The organism is Dyadobacter sediminis, assembly GCF_005860765.1.
Lineage (GTDB): Bacteria > Bacteroidota > Bacteroidia > Cytophagales > Spirosomataceae > Dyadobacter > Dyadobacter sediminis.
This window is the reverse complement of the sequence record NZ_VCEI01000028.1, coordinates 153,330-169,860: the sequence shown is the minus strand read 5'-3', so window position 1 is coordinate 169,860 and position 16,531 is coordinate 153,330. Positions and strand designations below refer to the sequence as shown.

Below are 16,531 nucleotides of genomic sequence, written 5' to 3'. Positions count from 1 at the left end.
CAAAATGAACTGGATGCCTTTGGCAGGATTATACTGTAAAGCCCTGTTTTGGGCGGTAATACTGCTGTTGTCCACTAAATCTGCACTTTCATTATTTACCGGAAAAAACAATGATATAAAATTATTTTTATTCCGGTAATTTCGGGCAGGTTAACTTATACTTAACAATTATTTAAACTTGTTCCTTTTATTTGTTTGCCGGCACTGACTTTTAAAAGTATCTAAACATCATTCAGACGTACTTTTTGCGCGTTGGTAACATTAATTTTCAACTATTTATTTGAATATAGTGAAAACAAATAGCCCGACACGCTACTCATGAAGTATATAATCGGAAAAACATTAAGTTAAGTAGGAACAATACGTAATCGGGTCGCTTCATGGTCATGGTTCAAAGTCGTATCTCATCTGTTCTGGAAAAAATAGCAGGCGTCAAAGTGGCCGTATATGGCGACTTCTGTCTGGATGCATACTGGATTATGGATGAACGAGGCTCGGAGGTTTCCATTGAAACAGGTCTGCAGGCAGAGGCTGTTTCCAGCGATTATTATTCTCCCGGCGGAGCGGCCAATGTAGTCGCCAATCTTTCGGCTCTGAACCCTGCTTTGATCCGGGTAATCGGTGTGGTTGGCGATGACATGCATGGAAGGGAACTGGCTGCACAGCTGAAATCGCATGGTGCCGATACCAACGCACTTTTTATCCAGAAAGAAGATTTCAGTACGTACTGCTATCTGAAAAGGCTTGTAAACGGCCGCGAAGAACCACGTGTCGATTTCGGCGTTTACAGCAGAAGAAGCGTGGAGACCGACCGGCATATTCTGGCTGCGATTGAAGCTGCCCTGCAGGAGTGTGATGCGCTGATTTTTAACCAGCAGGTTACCGGAAGCATCAGTAATGAATCTTTCATTGAACAGGCAAACCGGCTTTTTGAAAAGTACAGCGATAAAATCATCATACTCGACTCGAGGCATTTCAATCACCGGATAGCAAATACGTATCTCAAAGCCAATGACCGCGAAATTGCTTCATTAAACGGATTATACATCAGTCCGGAAGAAAATATCCCGATTGCAGAAATCCGGAAATACGGCAAAACGATTTTTGAAAAGTTCGGAAAACCTGTTTTTGTAACCTGCGGCGAAAGAGGGATCATTGCTTTTGATGAAGCGGGCAGCCATGAAGTTCCCGGCCTTCAGCTCAAAAGCAAGCTCGATACGGTTGGTGCCGGGGATACGGCAATCAGTGCGCTGACATTATGCCTGGCAGCCGGCATTTCACCGTACGAATCTGCTCAGTTTGCCAATTTTGCAGCTGCGGTAACTGTCCAGAAACTATTTACGACCGGCACTGCAAACGCACAGGAGATAATCAGCATCAGCAAAGAACCGGACTTTATTTACAATGCGGACCTGGCTCAAAACGAAAGAAATGCAGTATACATTCCTGAAACGGAATTTGAAATCTGTACGCCTGAAATACTGGAAAAATCGGGACATATCCGTTATGCCGTTTTTGACCACGACGGAACCATCAGTACGCTGCGGCAGGGCTGGGAAGATATAATGGAACCTGTTATGATGCAGGCAATTCTGGGCGATCATTACCATAAAGTTGATTCCGCTATTTTTGATACGATCCAGCTGCGGGTCAGGGATTTCATACATACAACAACCGGCATGCAAACCATTTACCAGATGGAAGGAGTTGTCAGGATGGTACGTGAACATGGCTATGTTCCGGAAGACGAGATTCTCGATAAATTCCAGTATAAAGCGCTTTACAATAAAGGTTTGCTGGAAATGGTCCGCAAACGGATCGATAAGCTGAGTGCCGGCGAACTCGATAACGAAGATTATACTTTAAAAGGCGCCATTGCTTTTTTAAATGCGCTGAAAGAAAGAGGCGTCACCTTGTATCTTGCCAGCGGCACGGATGTGGAAGATGTCAGAAATGAAGCACATATACTTGGTTATGCACATTTGTTTGACGGCGGCATATTTGGTGCATTGCAGGATTACACACGGTTTTCCAAAAAAATGATCATTGAAAAAATCATTCAGGACAATCAACTTCATGGAAATGAACTTGCCGTTTTCGGTGACGGACCTGATGAAATCCGTGAAGGAAGACGCGCCGGGGGCATTTCTGTAGGAATTGCCAGCAATGAAATGCAGCGCTTTGGCCATAATCCGGCCAAACGCCCAAGGCTGATCCGGGCTGGCGCACATTTGCTGATCCCGGACTTTTCACAGCATAAAAAGCTTGTAGCGCTCCTTTTTCAGAAAAATGCAAATTATGCCGAAGTATGACCGCGCTCTTTTCCCAGTATGCTCTGCGCATCTTTCCTGTGGGGCGTATCTCTGCTAATTATCTCCTGCCGACTGCAAAAAAAGCTGCTCCGGCAAAATCAGGAGCATTGCTGTCGATTTAAAATTCAGTATATGGATTGCAACATCAGTACTGATTTCACATAAAAAAATCCCAGCTCGACTGGATTGAAAGGCTAAATGACCGCTGCCTTTGGATAAAAAGTTATACGAAAATGATCATCGAATAATTCATAAAGCCACAAATACACAAATGGGCACGAATAAAAACATTAGTGCCTGCTTCGTGGATTCGTGGCTGATTTAAAAAGCACTTTGACCGTGCCGGTTACATGAAGGAAATCATATTTACAGCGATTCTGGTTCTGTTTGTAACCAGCACATTTGCGCAGGACAAAGTCATTAAAAGTCAGATGCTTGTTTTTCCTCCGCAGGAAAAACACGTACACGGGAGCAGTCTTGTCAGCTTGCCAAATGGTGATTTTCTGGTGGCATGGTTTCAGGGAAGTGGCGAACGTACGGCAGACGATGTCATGATTATGGGATCAAGACTGAAAAAAGGATACAAAAACTGGAGTGAGCCATTTGTAATGGCAGACACACCCGGCATTCCCGACTGCAATCCCGTGCTTTTTCTGAATGCGAATGGAAAGTTGTTTCTGGTCTGGATTGCCGTACAGGCCAATGTCTGGGAACAATCCATTCTGCGATTCCGTACATCGACTGATTATAACAACAGCGGAGCACCGCAATGGAGCTGGCAGGACAATATCCTTCTTAAGCCGGACGATCGTTTTGCAGAAGAAGTAGAAAAGAAGTTTAAAGAACTGCCCGAGAGCACCCTGGGCTGGGCTGGGTATGCACCCGGATATGACCAGATGATTACAGAAGCAAGCAAAGATGCCCGAAAACGGAGCATTGGCTGGATGACACGCATCAAACCGCTCTTGATGGAAAACGGAAGAATTGTACTGCCGCTTTATTCCGACGGCTACAACTTTTCCTTAATGGCCATTTCCGAAGATCATGGCAGTACATGGAAACCCGGATTGCCCCTAGTTGGCCGCGGGCCGATTCAGCCCGCAATTATACAAAACAAGACCGGAAATCTGGTGGCTTACATGCGCGACAGCGGAGACAGCCCGGAGCGGGTACACGTCAGTGAATCGGCAGACAAAGGGCAAAGCTGGACAGCGTCACAAAAAACCGGAATCCCCAATACTGCAAGCGTGGAACTGCTGGTTTTAAAAGACGGGAAATGGGCTTTTCTGGGAAATGATATGGTAGGCGGACGTTATCAGCTGAGCCTGCTTATTTCAGATGATGAAGGAAAATCATGGAAATGGAAAATGCATATGGAAAACGATCCTGCCAAAAAAGGAAGTTATTCTTATCCGTCACTGATACAAACAGCCGACGGACTTTTACACATGACTTACTCCTGGCATCCGGAAAAAAAGAAAAAATCAATCAGATACGTTGTGCTGGACCCGATGTAAATCACATTGAACGATAGTAAGTAAAAAGCGACCCGTATCCCGCCTGAATCAGATTCCTAAATCATACTTTAATGTACAAGAACTCACAATCCCTGCTTCTGTCTTTAATAATTATCACCGCTTCAATTTTTGGCGGCAGAACAACAGCACAGAATATTTACCAGGACCGTCCTTTTTTGCAGGATTACAGCATAAAATTTTACACCGATACTTCAAAACAGGATTTACTGGAAGTATGCGCTGATCGTAACGGAGCAATCCGCATGCTTTCCAGAGACGGACTGCTGCAACCCGATAATGGAAAGTTCCAGTGCCCCGGCACAATCGTACCCGACCAGTCTTACCGGTTTATAAAAGACAAAAGGATAGCGGCACTGGAAAATTATGAAAACCAGTTCGTATACCTTACCGATTCAGTTATTTTCAGCAATGCATGGGCAGGTAAATTATTTTCCAGGCACAGTCTTCCAAAAGCCCGCTATTTTGCCGGAGGAGCAGCATTCTCATTTCTGATTTCGGATGGAAAAACACTTCAGCTCATTCAGGACTCCGGAATCCTGTGGAGCGGAAGTCTGGACGGAGATGACATTGCAGGAATTGAATTTCAGAAAAGTGCAGGTCAGTTCTGGATTCTGGGAAGCAAATCCCTTTATACGTTTACACCCGGGAATAACCAGCTGACAAAGGTTCTGGACGGCAGCGATTTTACATGCTTTGATCTGACCGATCAGGATAAAAAGGTTTTTGTAGGCACTTCCGAAGGATACATCGTATATGATACGGAAACCAGGAAACAAACCGGGGAAATAGCTAAAAAACTTCCTGCAACCAGCATAACAGCTTTAAAGGAAATTCATGGAAGAGTATGGTTCGGAACGGATCAAGGGGCATTTTTATTGAGGGCCGACGGTAAATACGATTACTATTACGGAGAACGCTGGCTGCCCGGAAATACAGTTACGGACATTGCAGCCGGACCCGAGAATTCCGTGCTGGTCCTGACAACAAAAGGATTGGGACAAATTATTTTTAAAAACATGACCCTTGAAGAAAAGGCTTTGATATTTGAAGAACAAGTGAGGTTAAGGCACATCAGAAACGGTTTCAGCGCAACGCTTGTCAACATTGATCATGGCAATTTATCAACTGGATACATGGAAGATTCCGATAATGACGGCTTGTGGACTTCCATGTATCTGAGCGGGGAAGTTTTCAGGTATGCCGTTACCAAAGATCCCGAAGCTTTGCAAAACTGCCGTGAATCGCTTGACGCCATGGAACGGCTGTACACGATAACATCCATCCCCGGATTTCCTGCAAGATCATTTGAACGTTCGGGGCATATGAACGAATTAAGTGATGCCGAACGCTGGAAACACTCCAGAAATTCCGAATGGGACTGGAAATCGACAACAAGCAGCGATGAAGTAATCGGACATATTTTTGCATTTGGCGCTATGGCCGAACTCATTGATGAGCCCGCAATAAAAAACCGTGCAATCCTGCTGATCGATACACTCATGTCGACCATTATAAAAAATGACCTTTATCTCATTGATTATGACGGCAAGCCGACATTATGGGGCAAATGGAACCCCGATTATGTAAATTCATTTCCGGTTAACGTCGGAGATCGCAAATTGAATTCCTCTAATATTATTTCCATGCTTCAGACTGCCTATCATTTTACCAGAAAAGAAAAATACAAGGCAAAAGCATTTGAACTGATGACTAAAAACGGTTATCTCCAGAATATGATGCGGCCGATGAAAATAATTGGTCAGGCACCTGAAAATGCAAGCGAACATGCCAGGCTGATATCCGACGGCTGGAACCATTCCGACGACGAAATGTACTTTATCGGTTACTGGGGCCTTTACCGGTATGCTTTCAACGATACACTCCAGACAAAGTTCAAAGAATCCATAATTGATCACTGGCAAATAGAAAGACCTGAAAAGGAAGGCGCCTGGAACATTTTCACAGCACTAACGGGAACAAAAGATTTTGACCTGAACGAAGCCATCTGGTATTTACAGGAACATCCACTCGATCTGATCGACTGGAATATAAAAAACAGCCATCGCAAGGACATAGAAATAATGCCGGCCAATTTCCGTAAACAAACGATCAAAGAAGTTCTTTCGCCCAACGAACGTCCGGTTCAACGTCATAATGCAAATATGTTTAGCCTCGATACAGACGACGGTGATGGTTCTTTGGAATACAGCGCAGGTGACATCTGGCTCTTGCCTTACTGGATGGGCCGGTTTCTGGGCATAATTACTTCACCGCAGAAATAATTGTCAGTGCGGATGCTTTGTATTAAACTTGCTGCTTTACTAATGCCGCATTGTATGCTTTCCTGCCAGCCGGAACAACATTCTGAAGAAATACAGCTCACGAACGATCCCGGTTATCATCACGACCTGGACAATAACGACAACTTTTCGCCGGATGGCAAATGGCTGGTTTATGACACCAGAACAGACTCCGGCGGCATTGCCGAATCTTCAAAAATTGAAAAAGTAAATATTGACAATGGAGAAAAACAGGTTCTTTTTGAAATAAAAGATAACCATAGCTGGGGCCCGGGTGCCGGCGCTGCCAGTTACAGCCCGAAAGAAAATGCGGTCGTTTTTATTCACGGACTTGCCGGCAGCACAAAGGAAAACCCGTATCAGCAATGGAGACGAACCGGCGTTATTGTTTATGAATCCCGAGCCGGCATACCTGTTTATATGGATGCACGCGATGTAACTTTTCCTTTTACGCCCGGAGCATTGCGCGGCGGAACGCACCGTCATGAATGGAGCGGTGACGGACAATGGATTGGATTTACATACAATGACGCCATCATGAAAGCCCTGGAAGATGCAACCGGAAAGAAAAGAAACCTTCGGACCATTGGTGTTTCCAAAAGGATAAGCCCGGTTATTGCAGATCAAAACGAAGAAAATATTTCCGGTGAATGGTTTAGCGTATTAGTCGTTCGCGTCGTGCCCGAACCTGCGCCTGGATCGGACGGGATCAGCCATGCAGCCGGTGACAGCTGGGTGGGAACAAACAGTTATGTACGCGGAAATGGAAGCAGACAAATGGCAAGGGCATTTATCGGAACCGTAAAAGACAAACACGGCAGTGATGTCAATGAAGTTTTTATTGTTGATATTCCCGATGACATTACACAAGCTGGCATGTACGGGCCACTTGAAGGAACTGCGGACGACTTTCCGATGCCGCCCAAAGGTGCAGTACAAAGAAGACTGACCTTTACCGCCAATACAAATTATCCCGGATGCAGAGGCATTGTGCGTTCTTCGCCGGATGGAAATTCAATTGCCTTTATTGCCAGAGATAAATCCGGCGTTGAGCAGGTTTTCCGGATATCTCCGAACGGAGGTGAACCGGAACAATTAACTGAACACAATTCTGACATAACCGGCAGTTTGAGATGGCATCCGGATGGAAAGCACGTAAGTTATGTCTGGAATGGAAGCATTATCCTGTGCAAAGTGGGCAAAGAGCCTTTTACAGAAAGAATTCTTGCATTGACCCGTTCTACTGCTCCGGCCCCGACCAATACCGTATGGTCACCGGATGGAAAAATCATTGCATATAACCGCCCGGTAAAATCCGGGAAAAACAGTAATGCCATGCAGCAGATATTTTTGATGAAGATGGAGTAAAACCGCATCAAGCCTTTTCATTATTTCCAGCCAGAAATACTACTTTTTTATAAATGGCACTCACCGGAATGTCAATACCAAAATAAGGCAGCGGAATAATATCATTCATTTTGCTGTAAAGCTCCACATACCAGCGCTCGCCTTCTCGAATGTAAACTTCAATCAAACAGCTTTCCTGTTCTGCAATCAGATAATACTGCAAAGACGGAATAGATAAGTATTCATTCAGTTTGGTAGTGCGGTCTGTTTTCTCGGAACTCACTGAAATGACTTCGGTAATCAAAACAGGCTCCGTAGCATACTTTATCTGATTGCCGCTTTCCTTAAAAATAAGGAAATCCGGAATACGGTAAATTTTCTCTTCCTTAACCTGAAGCTTTACGGCATTCTGAACAAATAAATAAGCTTGGTCTTCAAGAAGCCCGCGAATGTAGAAGTGTATGTTTCCAGCAATCTGGTTAGCAGTAACTGACTCTCCCGACATTTCTATAATATCTCCGTTTACATATTCAAAGCGACCTTCATGCGATTCGCAGAAGGTAAAGTATTCTTCCAGAGTATAAAGTTTTTCGGCAACAGCTTCCATAATGATCTGCTTTTATTCAAAAATAATCAATTCTTGCAAATTTTCAGACTAGTCATCAGGCATACTTTCCATAATACCCGAATACTTTGCAAATGACAGAAATCGGTTTTCATACGGTAAGACGAATCCAATTCCGTAGCTTGGTAAAAGACAATAATTCTGCCGGTTGTCAGGGAAAAATCAGCTGGATTGCGTCTGGTATTTATGCATTAATCTGACAAATTTTATGATTCATACCATGCGCTGGTTCGGACCGAATGATCCGGTTTCTTTGATGGACATACGGCAGGCCGGATGCTCGGGAGTAGTGAGCGCTTTGCATCAGGTTCCGGTGGGAGCAATATGGACAACTGACGCCATCATGGAAAGAAAAAACCTTGTTGAAGCGGATAACGGATATTATACTGATCTGAAATGGCTTGTAGTGGAAAGTCTTCCGGTTCATGAACACATCAAAAAGGGACTTCCGGACAGGGAATTTTACATAGAAAATTACAGGCAATCGCTCAGGAACCTGGCTGCATGTGGTTTGAAAACGGTCTGTTACAACTTCATGCCCGTGCTCGACTGGTCGCGCACTGCACTGGATTATTCATTGCCGGAAGGACATAAAACGCTGCGGTTTGTCTGGGAAGATTTTGCATTGTTTGACCTTTACATACTTAAAAGACCGGATGCTGCAAATGATTATGAACCGGAAATCAGGCAAGCCGCGCTAGATAAATTCAATGGCATGACAGCCAATGAAATTACGCTGCTTACCAATACGGTTCTGCTCGGACTTCCGGGTTCTGAAGAAGCTTTTGACCTGAACGGATTTCAAGGCTTGCTCAATGCATATGCGCATATTGATGACGCCCGGCTTCGTGAAAACCTCTATTATTTTATAAATCAGATTGCACCGGTTGCGCAGGAATGCGGCATAAACCTCTGCATCCATCCCGACGATCCGCCGGCACCGCTGCTTGGGCTTCCAAGGGTTGTAAGTACAGAAAACGATCTTCTGCAATTGATGAATGCATGCCTGCTGAGAGCCAGCGGCATTACTTTTTGCACGGGTTCGCTGGGTGTACGGGAAGACAATGATCTTGTAAAAATCATCAGACAGTTTGGCGACAGAATACATTTTGTGCATCTGCGAACGACAAAAAGAGAAGCAGGCACCCGAAATTTCCATGAAGCGCCGCATCTGAACGGAGACGTGGACATGTATGAAGTTGTAAAAGCACTGATCGAGGAAGAACAAAAACGAAAAACAGCCGGCATCAGCGATCAGCAACTGCCGATGCGTCCGGATCATGGTTTTCAGATGCTGGACGATTTGCATAAAAGAACATATCCGGGCTATTCTGCAATCGGCCGACTGAAAGGACTGGCTGAGCTGCGCGGTCTGGAAATGGGGATCACCTATACTTTTTACCCCGAAACGCATGCATTATCCTTTGCAAACCAGCTTTAATATAAAAATACTTTCAGTCAGATGATGCCAGTTGCTCAACAGGAAATATTACACGATGTCTTTTCCCTTCATGGAAAGCTGGCGCTCATTACAGGCGGCGGAAGCGGGATCGGATTTTACATTGCCTGCTGCATGATCCAGGCCGGTGCAAAGGTTGTGATTACAGGAAGACGCGAAACGGTTTTGAAAGAAGCGGTTGAAACGCTCGGATCCAATGCTGCTTACTTCGTTCATGACATCACAAAGCTGGACACCATCCCGGAACTGATCGCAGACATTGAAACCAGAGAAGGTTCGATTGACATTCTGGTCAACAATGCAGGCATCAATATGAAAAAACATGCCGTTGAGGTTACAGACGAAGAATTTGACCGCGTTATCCAGACAAACCTGCATGCGGTTTTTGCCATTACGCGGGAATGCGGCAAACGCATGACGCAACGCAGACAAGGTTCCATTATCATGATTACTTCCATGGCTGCATTGTATGGAATTGATCGCGTAGTGGCTTATTCCGCTTCCAAATCGGCCGTTGCCGGAATGGTGCGTGCACTGGCCACCGAATTTTCTCCGCATCACGTAAGGATAAATGCCGTCGCTCCGGGTTTTATAGAAACACCCATGATGCTGACCGCCATGAACGGCGATCCGGCAAGACGTGACAAAGCCATGGATCGTACGCCGATGGGAACCTGGGGAAAACCGGACGATGTAGGCTGGGCGGCTGTATTTCTGGCATCGCCGGCAGCCGGATTTATTACCGGCGTTTCGCTGCCGGTGGACGGCGGCAATTCAATCGGATTTTAATACTACTATATATAAAATGAAAAGAGTGAACCGTCCGGCTTATGCTGTTTCTTTCCTGCTGATATTCTGCGCTTTTGCTTTAAATTATTCATACGCCCAGAAAATCAGATGGAACAAGGTAAAAATCCTGTTTTATACCAAAAACGGAAAAGGCTATGTACATGACAACATCGCAAGTTCCGTAACCGCCATACAATCGCTCAGCAAGCAGCATGGATTTGCCGTAGACGTCTCGGATGATCCTGCCGTTTTTACGGATGATAACCTCAAACAATACGATGCGCTGGTTTTTTCCAATACCAACAACGATGTTTTTGATACCGATGCGCAGCGCGTTGCCCTGATGCGCTACATGCAGGCCGGCGGGAATTTTGTCGGGCTGCATTCGGCTTCGGGTACGGAGCGAAAATGGCGATGGTTTAAAGATATGCTCGGCGGAACGTTCTTCTGGCACGAACCCGGACAAAGCTTTACGGTGAAAATCCTGGATGATAAAAACCCTGCACTTGCACACTTGCCCGCAGAATGGAAGCGCGAAACGGACGAATTCTATTTTGTGAAGGAAATGGCCGTTAACCTGCATGTACTGGCTGTAAATGACCATACAACGATTCAGAAACCGGCAGGAAAAGCGCTGGACACTTTCGGCACCGTATTTCCTTCCGTCTGGTGGCATGAATACGACGGAGGCCGCGCATTTTATACTTCGCTCGGGCACCAGAAAGAGGATTACGAAAAAGAAGATCTGAAAAGGCATATTCTTGGCGGAATTGAATGGGCGATTGGTCCGCAGAAACCAAGAAATTACAGCAAGGCTTACGCTACAAGCCCGAACGATGAAGTACGCAAAAAGTAATTCTGAAAAACATTAATCCTGAATCCGGTGAAAAATAACAGCAAAAATAACCAGGACAGAAGATCCTTTCTTAAAACTGCCGCATCCGGTACAGCCGGCATCCTGGCGGCATCCATGTTTCCGGCCATCGTTCCGGCCAGTGTTTTTGGTAAAAGCGCACCCAGCAACAGAATCCAGATCGGACAGATCGGTATCGGGCGAATAGCTACTACACACGACTTGCCGGAAGTGATGAAGAACGAAGTTGCGCATGTGATGGCTGTTGCGGATGTGGATAAAAGCCGGCTTGCACAAGGTAAACAGTGGATTGAAAAGAAATATGCGGATAAAACCGGCAAAGCCAATTATGTAAACGTCAAAACGTATGACGATTACAAAGAGTTGCTGGCCAACAAGGAAATTGACGCCGTTATAATCAGTACGCCCGATCACTGGCATGCACAGCCGGCAATGGAAGCAGCCGTAGCCGGAAAGCACATTTATATGCAGAAACCGACCTCGCTTACCATCAAGGAAGGCAGAATGATGGCGGAAATGATCAAGAAAAAGAAAGTTGTTTTCCAGCTTGGAAGTCAGCAGCGATCCATGAACCCGTGGCCGCAGTTCAAAAGAACCTGCGAACTGGTGCGGAACGGACGCATCGGGCAGCTTAAAAAAGTATATGTCGGCCTGCCGGGCGATCCTGCCGGCGGCAATCCTGAAAAAATGCCCGTTCCTGCCAATCTGAATTACGACATGTGGCTGGGCTCCACGCCGGAAATTTATTATACGCTTGACCGTGTGCATTCGCAAACCAACATCAATGACCGTCCAGGCTGGCTTCGTCTGGAACAGTTTGGCGCCGGAATGATCACAGGCTGGGGTTCTCATCACCTGGATATTGCGCATTGGGGCATGGACACCGAACTGACCGGCCCGATTGAAATTGAAGGCAAAGCCACTTTCCCGCCGGCAGGCTCAGGCTTATGGAATGTTCACGGGGATTTTCTGGTGAATGCAAAATATGCAAACGGTGTGGAAATGGAAATCGGCGGCACCAATCCGAACGGGATCAAGTTCGAAGGAACCGACGGCTGGATATTTGTTTCAAGAGGCAATGTCGGTGTAACGGCGTCTGATCCCGGCGCTGCTGAATCGACCAAACAGAATGAAGCATTTTACGCAAGTGACAGCAAGATCCTGGGTTCTGTTATTCAGCCCGATGAAATTCGTCTATATGAAAGCCCGGAACAGCACCAGAACTGGCTGGAATGCATTCAGAACGGCAAACAAACGATCAGTCATGCCGAAATTGCGCAGCGTTCCTGCTCCGCATGTTTGATTGCACATACCGCAATGAAACTGGGAAGAAAACTTACATGGAACCCGGAAAAAGAAGAATATATCGGTGATGCCGAGGCAAACGCCATGCTTTCAAGGCCGCAAAGAGCACCTTACGGCACGAACTATGTAAAAGGCTGAAAACAAAACGCTTAAAACCCGCTTATTCTGGAAAAACCTTACAATCAATAATTTCCTTTGTATTCCCTTGGCGTGTGGCCAATGTAACGCTTGAAGTTCCGGTTGAAATTGGACAATGAATCAAACCCGCTGTCGTAAGCAATCTGGGCAATAGTCCATTTGTCTTCCAGCAGCAATTTGCAGGCATGCCCGATCCGGATTTCATTTACAAAATCAATAAATGTCTTGTTTGACCTTGCCTTGAAATAACGGCAGAAGGCAGCTTCCGTCATTCCGGCCAGCGACGCTACATCGCCGAGCCTTATTTCCTGTGCAAAATGCTGAAGTACATAATTATGGACTTTCTGCATGCGTTCGGTTTCCGAAACTTTGTAGGTATTTACGTAACCATAACTGGAAATCGGCGAACCGCCCGGATCATGTGCAAGCTTGTGCAGCAAGGTAAGCAGCTGAATAATACTTTGAAAACCTTCCTGGTGCATCAAAGACATCAACTCGGAACGAATGTGTTCGCGTAACGAGCCTTTGTATTCGATTCCTCTTTTGCTGTCCAGCAGCAGTTGCCGCAAGGCAAGCATTTCGGGTTTTTCAAGGAAATCCCTGCCCAGAAAATCTTCCTGAAAATACAACACAACCCCGTGCGTAAACAACGCAGAATCATTTTCAAAATAAACCGGATCACTGCGCCATAAATGCGGAACGTCAGGTCCAAGAAATACGGTGTCGCCCGGACCGAAAGTCTGTACGGAATCACCGATAAGCCGCTTACCGGTTCCTTCCAGAACCGTAAAAAGCTGGTAATGCGGATGAAAATGCCAGTTTGGGTCAAAATAAGCAGCTTTTAACTCCTGTATGGTTACGGTTCTTACCTGACTTTCGATGTTTTTATGAATAGGCGCCTTCATTTCTTACCTTATTTTACCTTGAAATTTTATCAAATGTGGATATAAATATCAAAATAAGATCAGTAATTTCTTTTCTTTTTACGCGCACGGCAAAAATAAATGTTCGTTCTATACGAGAAGAATTAGTAAACGGCGAAAGAAAATTTACTTGAACTTCGTTGTAATAAACGCATTAAACGAACCGGCCCGGAGTGCTTTCACAGGTTAAATCCGGTACAGTATTTTCAGGAATGATGCTTGTTTCGGCCAAACGCAATTGCCTATTGAAATAATTATATTAAATCCTCATCTTATTATAATAACTACAATGAAAAATCTGATACAAAGGACCGTATTCGTACTGTCTGCAATCGTGACATTCAGCTGTGGAAAAACCACCACAATCAGCAGTAATCTGGAACTGACCGGAACATGGAAGCTGGAAAGTATCGTACAGGAATCTGACACGATTAAAAAACCGAATCCATCGAAAGGCGCAATGGATATTGTTTTGAATTTCAAGGAAAAAGGAGAACTGGAAGGAACGACTTCAACCAATTTCCTTACCGGTTTTTACGAAACAGCACAGCAAAACACAATCCAGATCGGTGGAGGCGGAACGGAAAGAGCGGAAACTCCCTGGGGAAATTTGTTCATTAATGCTTTACCAAATGTCAATTTATACGACCTGAAAACAAACCAGCTTGTTTTATATTACGAAAATAACAATCAAATGATTTTCAGCCGGATGCAGTAAACAAAACAGAATAATGCAACAAAAGGCAGTTTCGTATATCATCGAAAGCTGCCTTTTTTCATGCTCAATGAAATGGCTTTATTTTGTCCGGGTATTCATTTACAATTACAGAATATATCAATATGCAGTCAGTACTAATCAAAAGCGAATAAAAGCACTGTATTTTTTTGTTGTAAAATTGTACGCATTTGAATTTAAATAATTGCTTGAAATTAATTCAGATCCGGCATTCACAATCTGTTTTTTTATCAAATACAAATTCCCTGACAGCTTGAAGCTAATTGCTGACAGCTGTTTATTTTAGCATATCTGATCTAACTATTTTATTATCAATCCGGACGATTGCAAAGATTGAACGGCAAAAACCAATTTGAATGAAGTACAGCATGAATCTTCTCCTTTGGGGAAATCAAATAGACGAAAGTCTTTTTCCAACGCTTGAACTGATCAAGGAAATAGGATTTGACGGCGTGGAAGTTCCGATTTTCAATACCGATCCTGCGCATTGGTTCAATTTCAGAAAAAAACTCGATGATCTCGGACTTGCCTGTGAAACCGATACCATCTGCGGTCCGGACGAGCACCTCATCAGTGCTGATCCCGCCATGCGAAGACATACCGTTGAACATCTTAAGAAAGCGCTCGACTGCTCGCTTGTTCTGGGCGCAACCAAATTAATGGGTCCTTATCATTCGGCATTGGGCGTATTTTCGGGCAAGCCGGCAACGGCAGACGAGTGGAAATGGGGAATTCAGGGCATCCGGGAAGTTGCAGATTATGCCGAATCGCTGGACATTACGCTCGGGCTGGAATATCTAAACCGTTTTGAACTGTATCTTACAAGCTGCGGCGATGAACTCATCCGATTTGTGGATGAAGTAAATCATCCCAACTGCAAAATCATGTTTGACACTTTTCATGCCAATATTGAAGAAAAAAACATTGGCGACACCATGCGCAAGGCCGGCGAACGGATTTCATTTATCCAGCTTTCTGAAAATGACAGGTCTACACCCGGAAAAGGAAACGTGGACTGGACGGGAATTTTTCAGGCCATAAAAGACATCCGGTACGACGGCTGGATCAGTATCGAAGCATTCAGTCCCAAACTTCCGGTTGCGAATATCTGGCGGAAAATGTTTGAATCGGAGGAACAGCTGATGCGCGACGGACTTGCTTTTATCAAATCCGGCATTTCCGGAGTCCAGTAATCATACCAATGAAATTAATATATAGCGGCAACAATCGGCCGCTATACTTTTGAATAGTCCGTACACAAACTATTTTCTTCCAGATTACATTAAAGTCTGAAAGAAGGATAAAAACATAGTTATGAAAACGATTAAAAATATATTCAGGGCCGTCCGGGCGGACATGGGCGGACTGGTGACTTACCGGGTTATGCCATCACAGGAAGTAGCCATTGATGACCTTGAACCTTTTCTTTTCCTTAATCACCACGGGCCGCAGACGTACCCTTCCCGGAACAGAGGCCTGCCTTTTGGACCTCACCCGCACAAAGGTTTTGAGACGGTTACGTTTATCGTGGAAGGAGACATTGTTCATACGGACAGTACCGGCTATAACAGCAAGATCGAGGCCGGAGGAATTCAATGGATGACTGCGGGAAAAGGCATTATTCATTCTGAAAATTCTTCAAAGGAATTTCTGGCCAATGGCGGAAACGTGGAGATTCTTCAGTTGTGGGTCAATTTGCCTGCCAATCTGAAAAATACCGAACCGGCATATACAGGTTTGCAGAAAGACGAAATTCCGCACATTGCGCTGGATGAAGGCAAAGTTGTTGTCGATGCTGTTTCCGGCGAATGGTTTGGACAGAAAGGCAGCCTGCAATCCATTGCGGATGTACACATTGCCACAATCGGATTTCAGAAGAGCGGCAAAACCACCATAGCTGTTCCCGAAGGACGTACGGTTCTGTTTTATGTAATTCAGGGAAAACTGAACGTGAACAATGCAGAAGTAAATAAACTGGAACTGGTTGAATTTGATACTGAAGACGGAGAAATCCAGGTTGAAGCCAAAGAAAACAGTCTGCTGCTGATCGGTCATGCAAAGCCGAACCATGAACCGGTTGTTGCGCAAGGGCCTTTTGTCATGAATTCGGAATTCGAAATTGAACAGGCTTACCAGGATTATCAGCTTGGAAAATTCGGAAGCTGGAAGCATTAAGCAGCTGATT

General features: G+C 45.0%; 13 protein-coding genes. 11 read left to right on the top strand and 2 right to left on the bottom strand.

Translation table 11 applies throughout. The features are described 5' to 3' along the window. The first annotated feature begins 386 nt into the window (after positions 1 to 386). From FEM55_RS17710 to FEM55_RS17695, 4 genes are all read left to right on the top strand, one after another. On the top strand, positions 387 to 2,312 hold the full coding sequence (locus FEM55_RS17710; RefSeq protein WP_138282736.1) for a PfkB family carbohydrate kinase: 1,926 nt from the start codon (positions 387 to 389) through the stop codon (positions 2,310 to 2,312). 350 nt (positions 2,313 to 2,662) lie between these two features. After that, positions 2,663 to 3,829, top strand: a complete 1,167-nt coding sequence (locus FEM55_RS17705) for a sialidase family protein (RefSeq protein ID WP_138282735.1) — start codon at positions 2,663 to 2,665, stop codon at positions 3,827 to 3,829. Between the two features lie 71 nt (positions 3,830 to 3,900). Further along, complete coding sequence (locus tag FEM55_RS17700; RefSeq protein ID WP_138282734.1) at positions 3,901 to 6,132, top strand: hypothetical protein; 2,232 nt, start codon at positions 3,901 to 3,903, stop codon at positions 6,130 to 6,132. Between the two features lie 54 nt (positions 6,133 to 6,186). Then, a complete protein-coding gene (locus FEM55_RS17695; protein ID WP_229209320.1) occupies positions 6,187 to 7,518 on the top strand; it encodes a DUF3748 domain-containing protein in 1,332 nt (443 codons plus the stop codon). 7 nt (positions 7,519 to 7,525) lie between these two features. Here the strand turns inward: FEM55_RS17695 and FEM55_RS17690 are convergent, their stop codons facing one another. Continuing rightward, entirely contained in the window at positions 7,526 to 8,104 is a 579-nt protein-coding gene (locus tag FEM55_RS17690; protein ID WP_138282732.1) for a Uma2 family endonuclease, read from the bottom strand. A gap of 226 nt (positions 8,105 to 8,330) precedes the next feature. Between FEM55_RS17690 and uxuA the strand changes: the two genes are divergently transcribed. Genes uxuA through FEM55_RS17670 form a run of 4 tightly spaced genes read left to right on the top strand, consistent with a single transcriptional unit; the run spans position 8,331 to position 12,687 of the window. Further along, a complete protein-coding gene (uxuA, locus tag FEM55_RS17685; protein ID WP_138282731.1) occupies positions 8,331 to 9,563 on the top strand; it encodes a mannonate dehydratase in 1,233 nt (410 codons plus the stop codon). 21 nt (positions 9,564 to 9,584) lie between these two features. Next, complete coding sequence (locus FEM55_RS17680) at positions 9,585 to 10,370, top strand: SDR family NAD(P)-dependent oxidoreductase (protein WP_229209319.1); 786 nt, start codon at positions 9,585 to 9,587, stop codon at positions 10,368 to 10,370. Between the two features lie 16 nt (positions 10,371 to 10,386). After that, positions 10,387 to 11,226 carry a ThuA domain-containing protein gene (locus tag FEM55_RS17675; RefSeq protein ID WP_138282730.1) on the top strand — a complete coding sequence of 280 codons (840 nt, stop codon included), beginning with the start codon at positions 10,387 to 10,389 and terminating at the stop codon, positions 11,224 to 11,226. Positions 11,227 to 11,253: 27 nt separating this feature from the next. Further along, complete coding sequence (locus FEM55_RS17670) at positions 11,254 to 12,687, top strand: Gfo/Idh/MocA family protein (protein WP_138282729.1); 1,434 nt, start codon at positions 11,254 to 11,256, stop codon at positions 12,685 to 12,687. A 44-nt stretch (positions 12,688 to 12,731) separates the two neighbouring features. Here FEM55_RS17670 and FEM55_RS17665 read toward each other — a convergent pair whose 3' ends face one another. Then, complete coding sequence (locus tag FEM55_RS17665) at positions 12,732 to 13,592, bottom strand: AraC family transcriptional regulator (protein WP_138282728.1); 861 nt, start codon at positions 13,590 to 13,592, stop codon at positions 12,732 to 12,734. Between the two features lie 307 nt (positions 13,593 to 13,899). Here FEM55_RS17665 and FEM55_RS17660 point away from each other — a divergent pair, with 307 nt between their 5' ends. The 3 genes from FEM55_RS17660 to FEM55_RS17650 all read left to right on the top strand — a co-directional run bounded on the left by FEM55_RS17660 (position 13,900) and on the right by FEM55_RS17650 (position 16,521). Beyond that, on the top strand, positions 13,900 to 14,328 hold the full coding sequence (locus FEM55_RS17660; protein ID WP_138282727.1) for an META domain-containing protein: 429 nt from the start codon (positions 13,900 to 13,902) through the stop codon (positions 14,326 to 14,328). Between the two features lie 386 nt (positions 14,329 to 14,714). After that, complete coding sequence (locus tag FEM55_RS17655) at positions 14,715 to 15,539, top strand: sugar phosphate isomerase/epimerase family protein (protein WP_229209318.1); 825 nt, start codon at positions 14,715 to 14,717, stop codon at positions 15,537 to 15,539. 121 nt (positions 15,540 to 15,660) lie between these two features. Continuing rightward, positions 15,661 to 16,521, top strand: coding sequence for a pirin family protein (locus tag FEM55_RS17650; RefSeq protein WP_138282725.1), 861 nt, complete (start codon positions 15,661 to 15,663; stop codon positions 16,519 to 16,521). Positions 16,522 to 16,531: the final 10 nt, after the last annotated feature.

Coding starts and splice junctions, on each gene's coding strand:
- FEM55_RS17675 (WP_138282730.1), top strand. CDS start 10,387: ATGAAAAGAGTGAACCGTCCGGCTTATGCTGTTTCTTTCCTGCTGATA.
- uxuA (WP_138282731.1), top strand. CDS start 8,331: ATGATTCATACCATGCGCTGGTTCGGACCGAATGATCCGGTTTCTTTG.
- FEM55_RS17700 (WP_138282734.1), top strand. CDS start 3,901: ATGTACAAGAACTCACAATCCCTGCTTCTGTCTTTAATAATTATCACC.
- FEM55_RS17710 (WP_138282736.1), top strand. CDS start 387: ATGGTTCAAAGTCGTATCTCATCTGTTCTGGAAAAAATAGCAGGCGTC.
- FEM55_RS17650 (WP_138282725.1), top strand. CDS start 15,661: ATGAAAACGATTAAAAATATATTCAGGGCCGTCCGGGCGGACATGGGC.
- FEM55_RS17655 (WP_229209318.1), top strand. CDS start 14,715: ATGAATCTTCTCCTTTGGGGAAATCAAATAGACGAAAGTCTTTTTCCA.
- FEM55_RS17665 (WP_138282728.1), bottom strand. CDS start 13,592: ATGAAGGCGCCTATTCATAAAAACATCGAAAGTCAGGTAAGAACCGTA.
- FEM55_RS17680 (WP_229209319.1), top strand. CDS start 9,585: ATGATGCCAGTTGCTCAACAGGAAATATTACACGATGTCTTTTCCCTT.
- FEM55_RS17695 (WP_229209320.1), top strand. CDS start 6,187: ATGCTTTCCTGCCAGCCGGAACAACATTCTGAAGAAATACAGCTCACG.
- FEM55_RS17690 (WP_138282732.1), bottom strand. CDS start 8,104: ATGGAAGCTGTTGCCGAAAAACTTTATACTCTGGAAGAATACTTTACC.
- FEM55_RS17660 (WP_138282727.1), top strand. CDS start 13,900: ATGAAAAATCTGATACAAAGGACCGTATTCGTACTGTCTGCAATCGTG.
- FEM55_RS17705 (WP_138282735.1), top strand. CDS start 2,663: ATGAAGGAAATCATATTTACAGCGATTCTGGTTCTGTTTGTAACCAGC.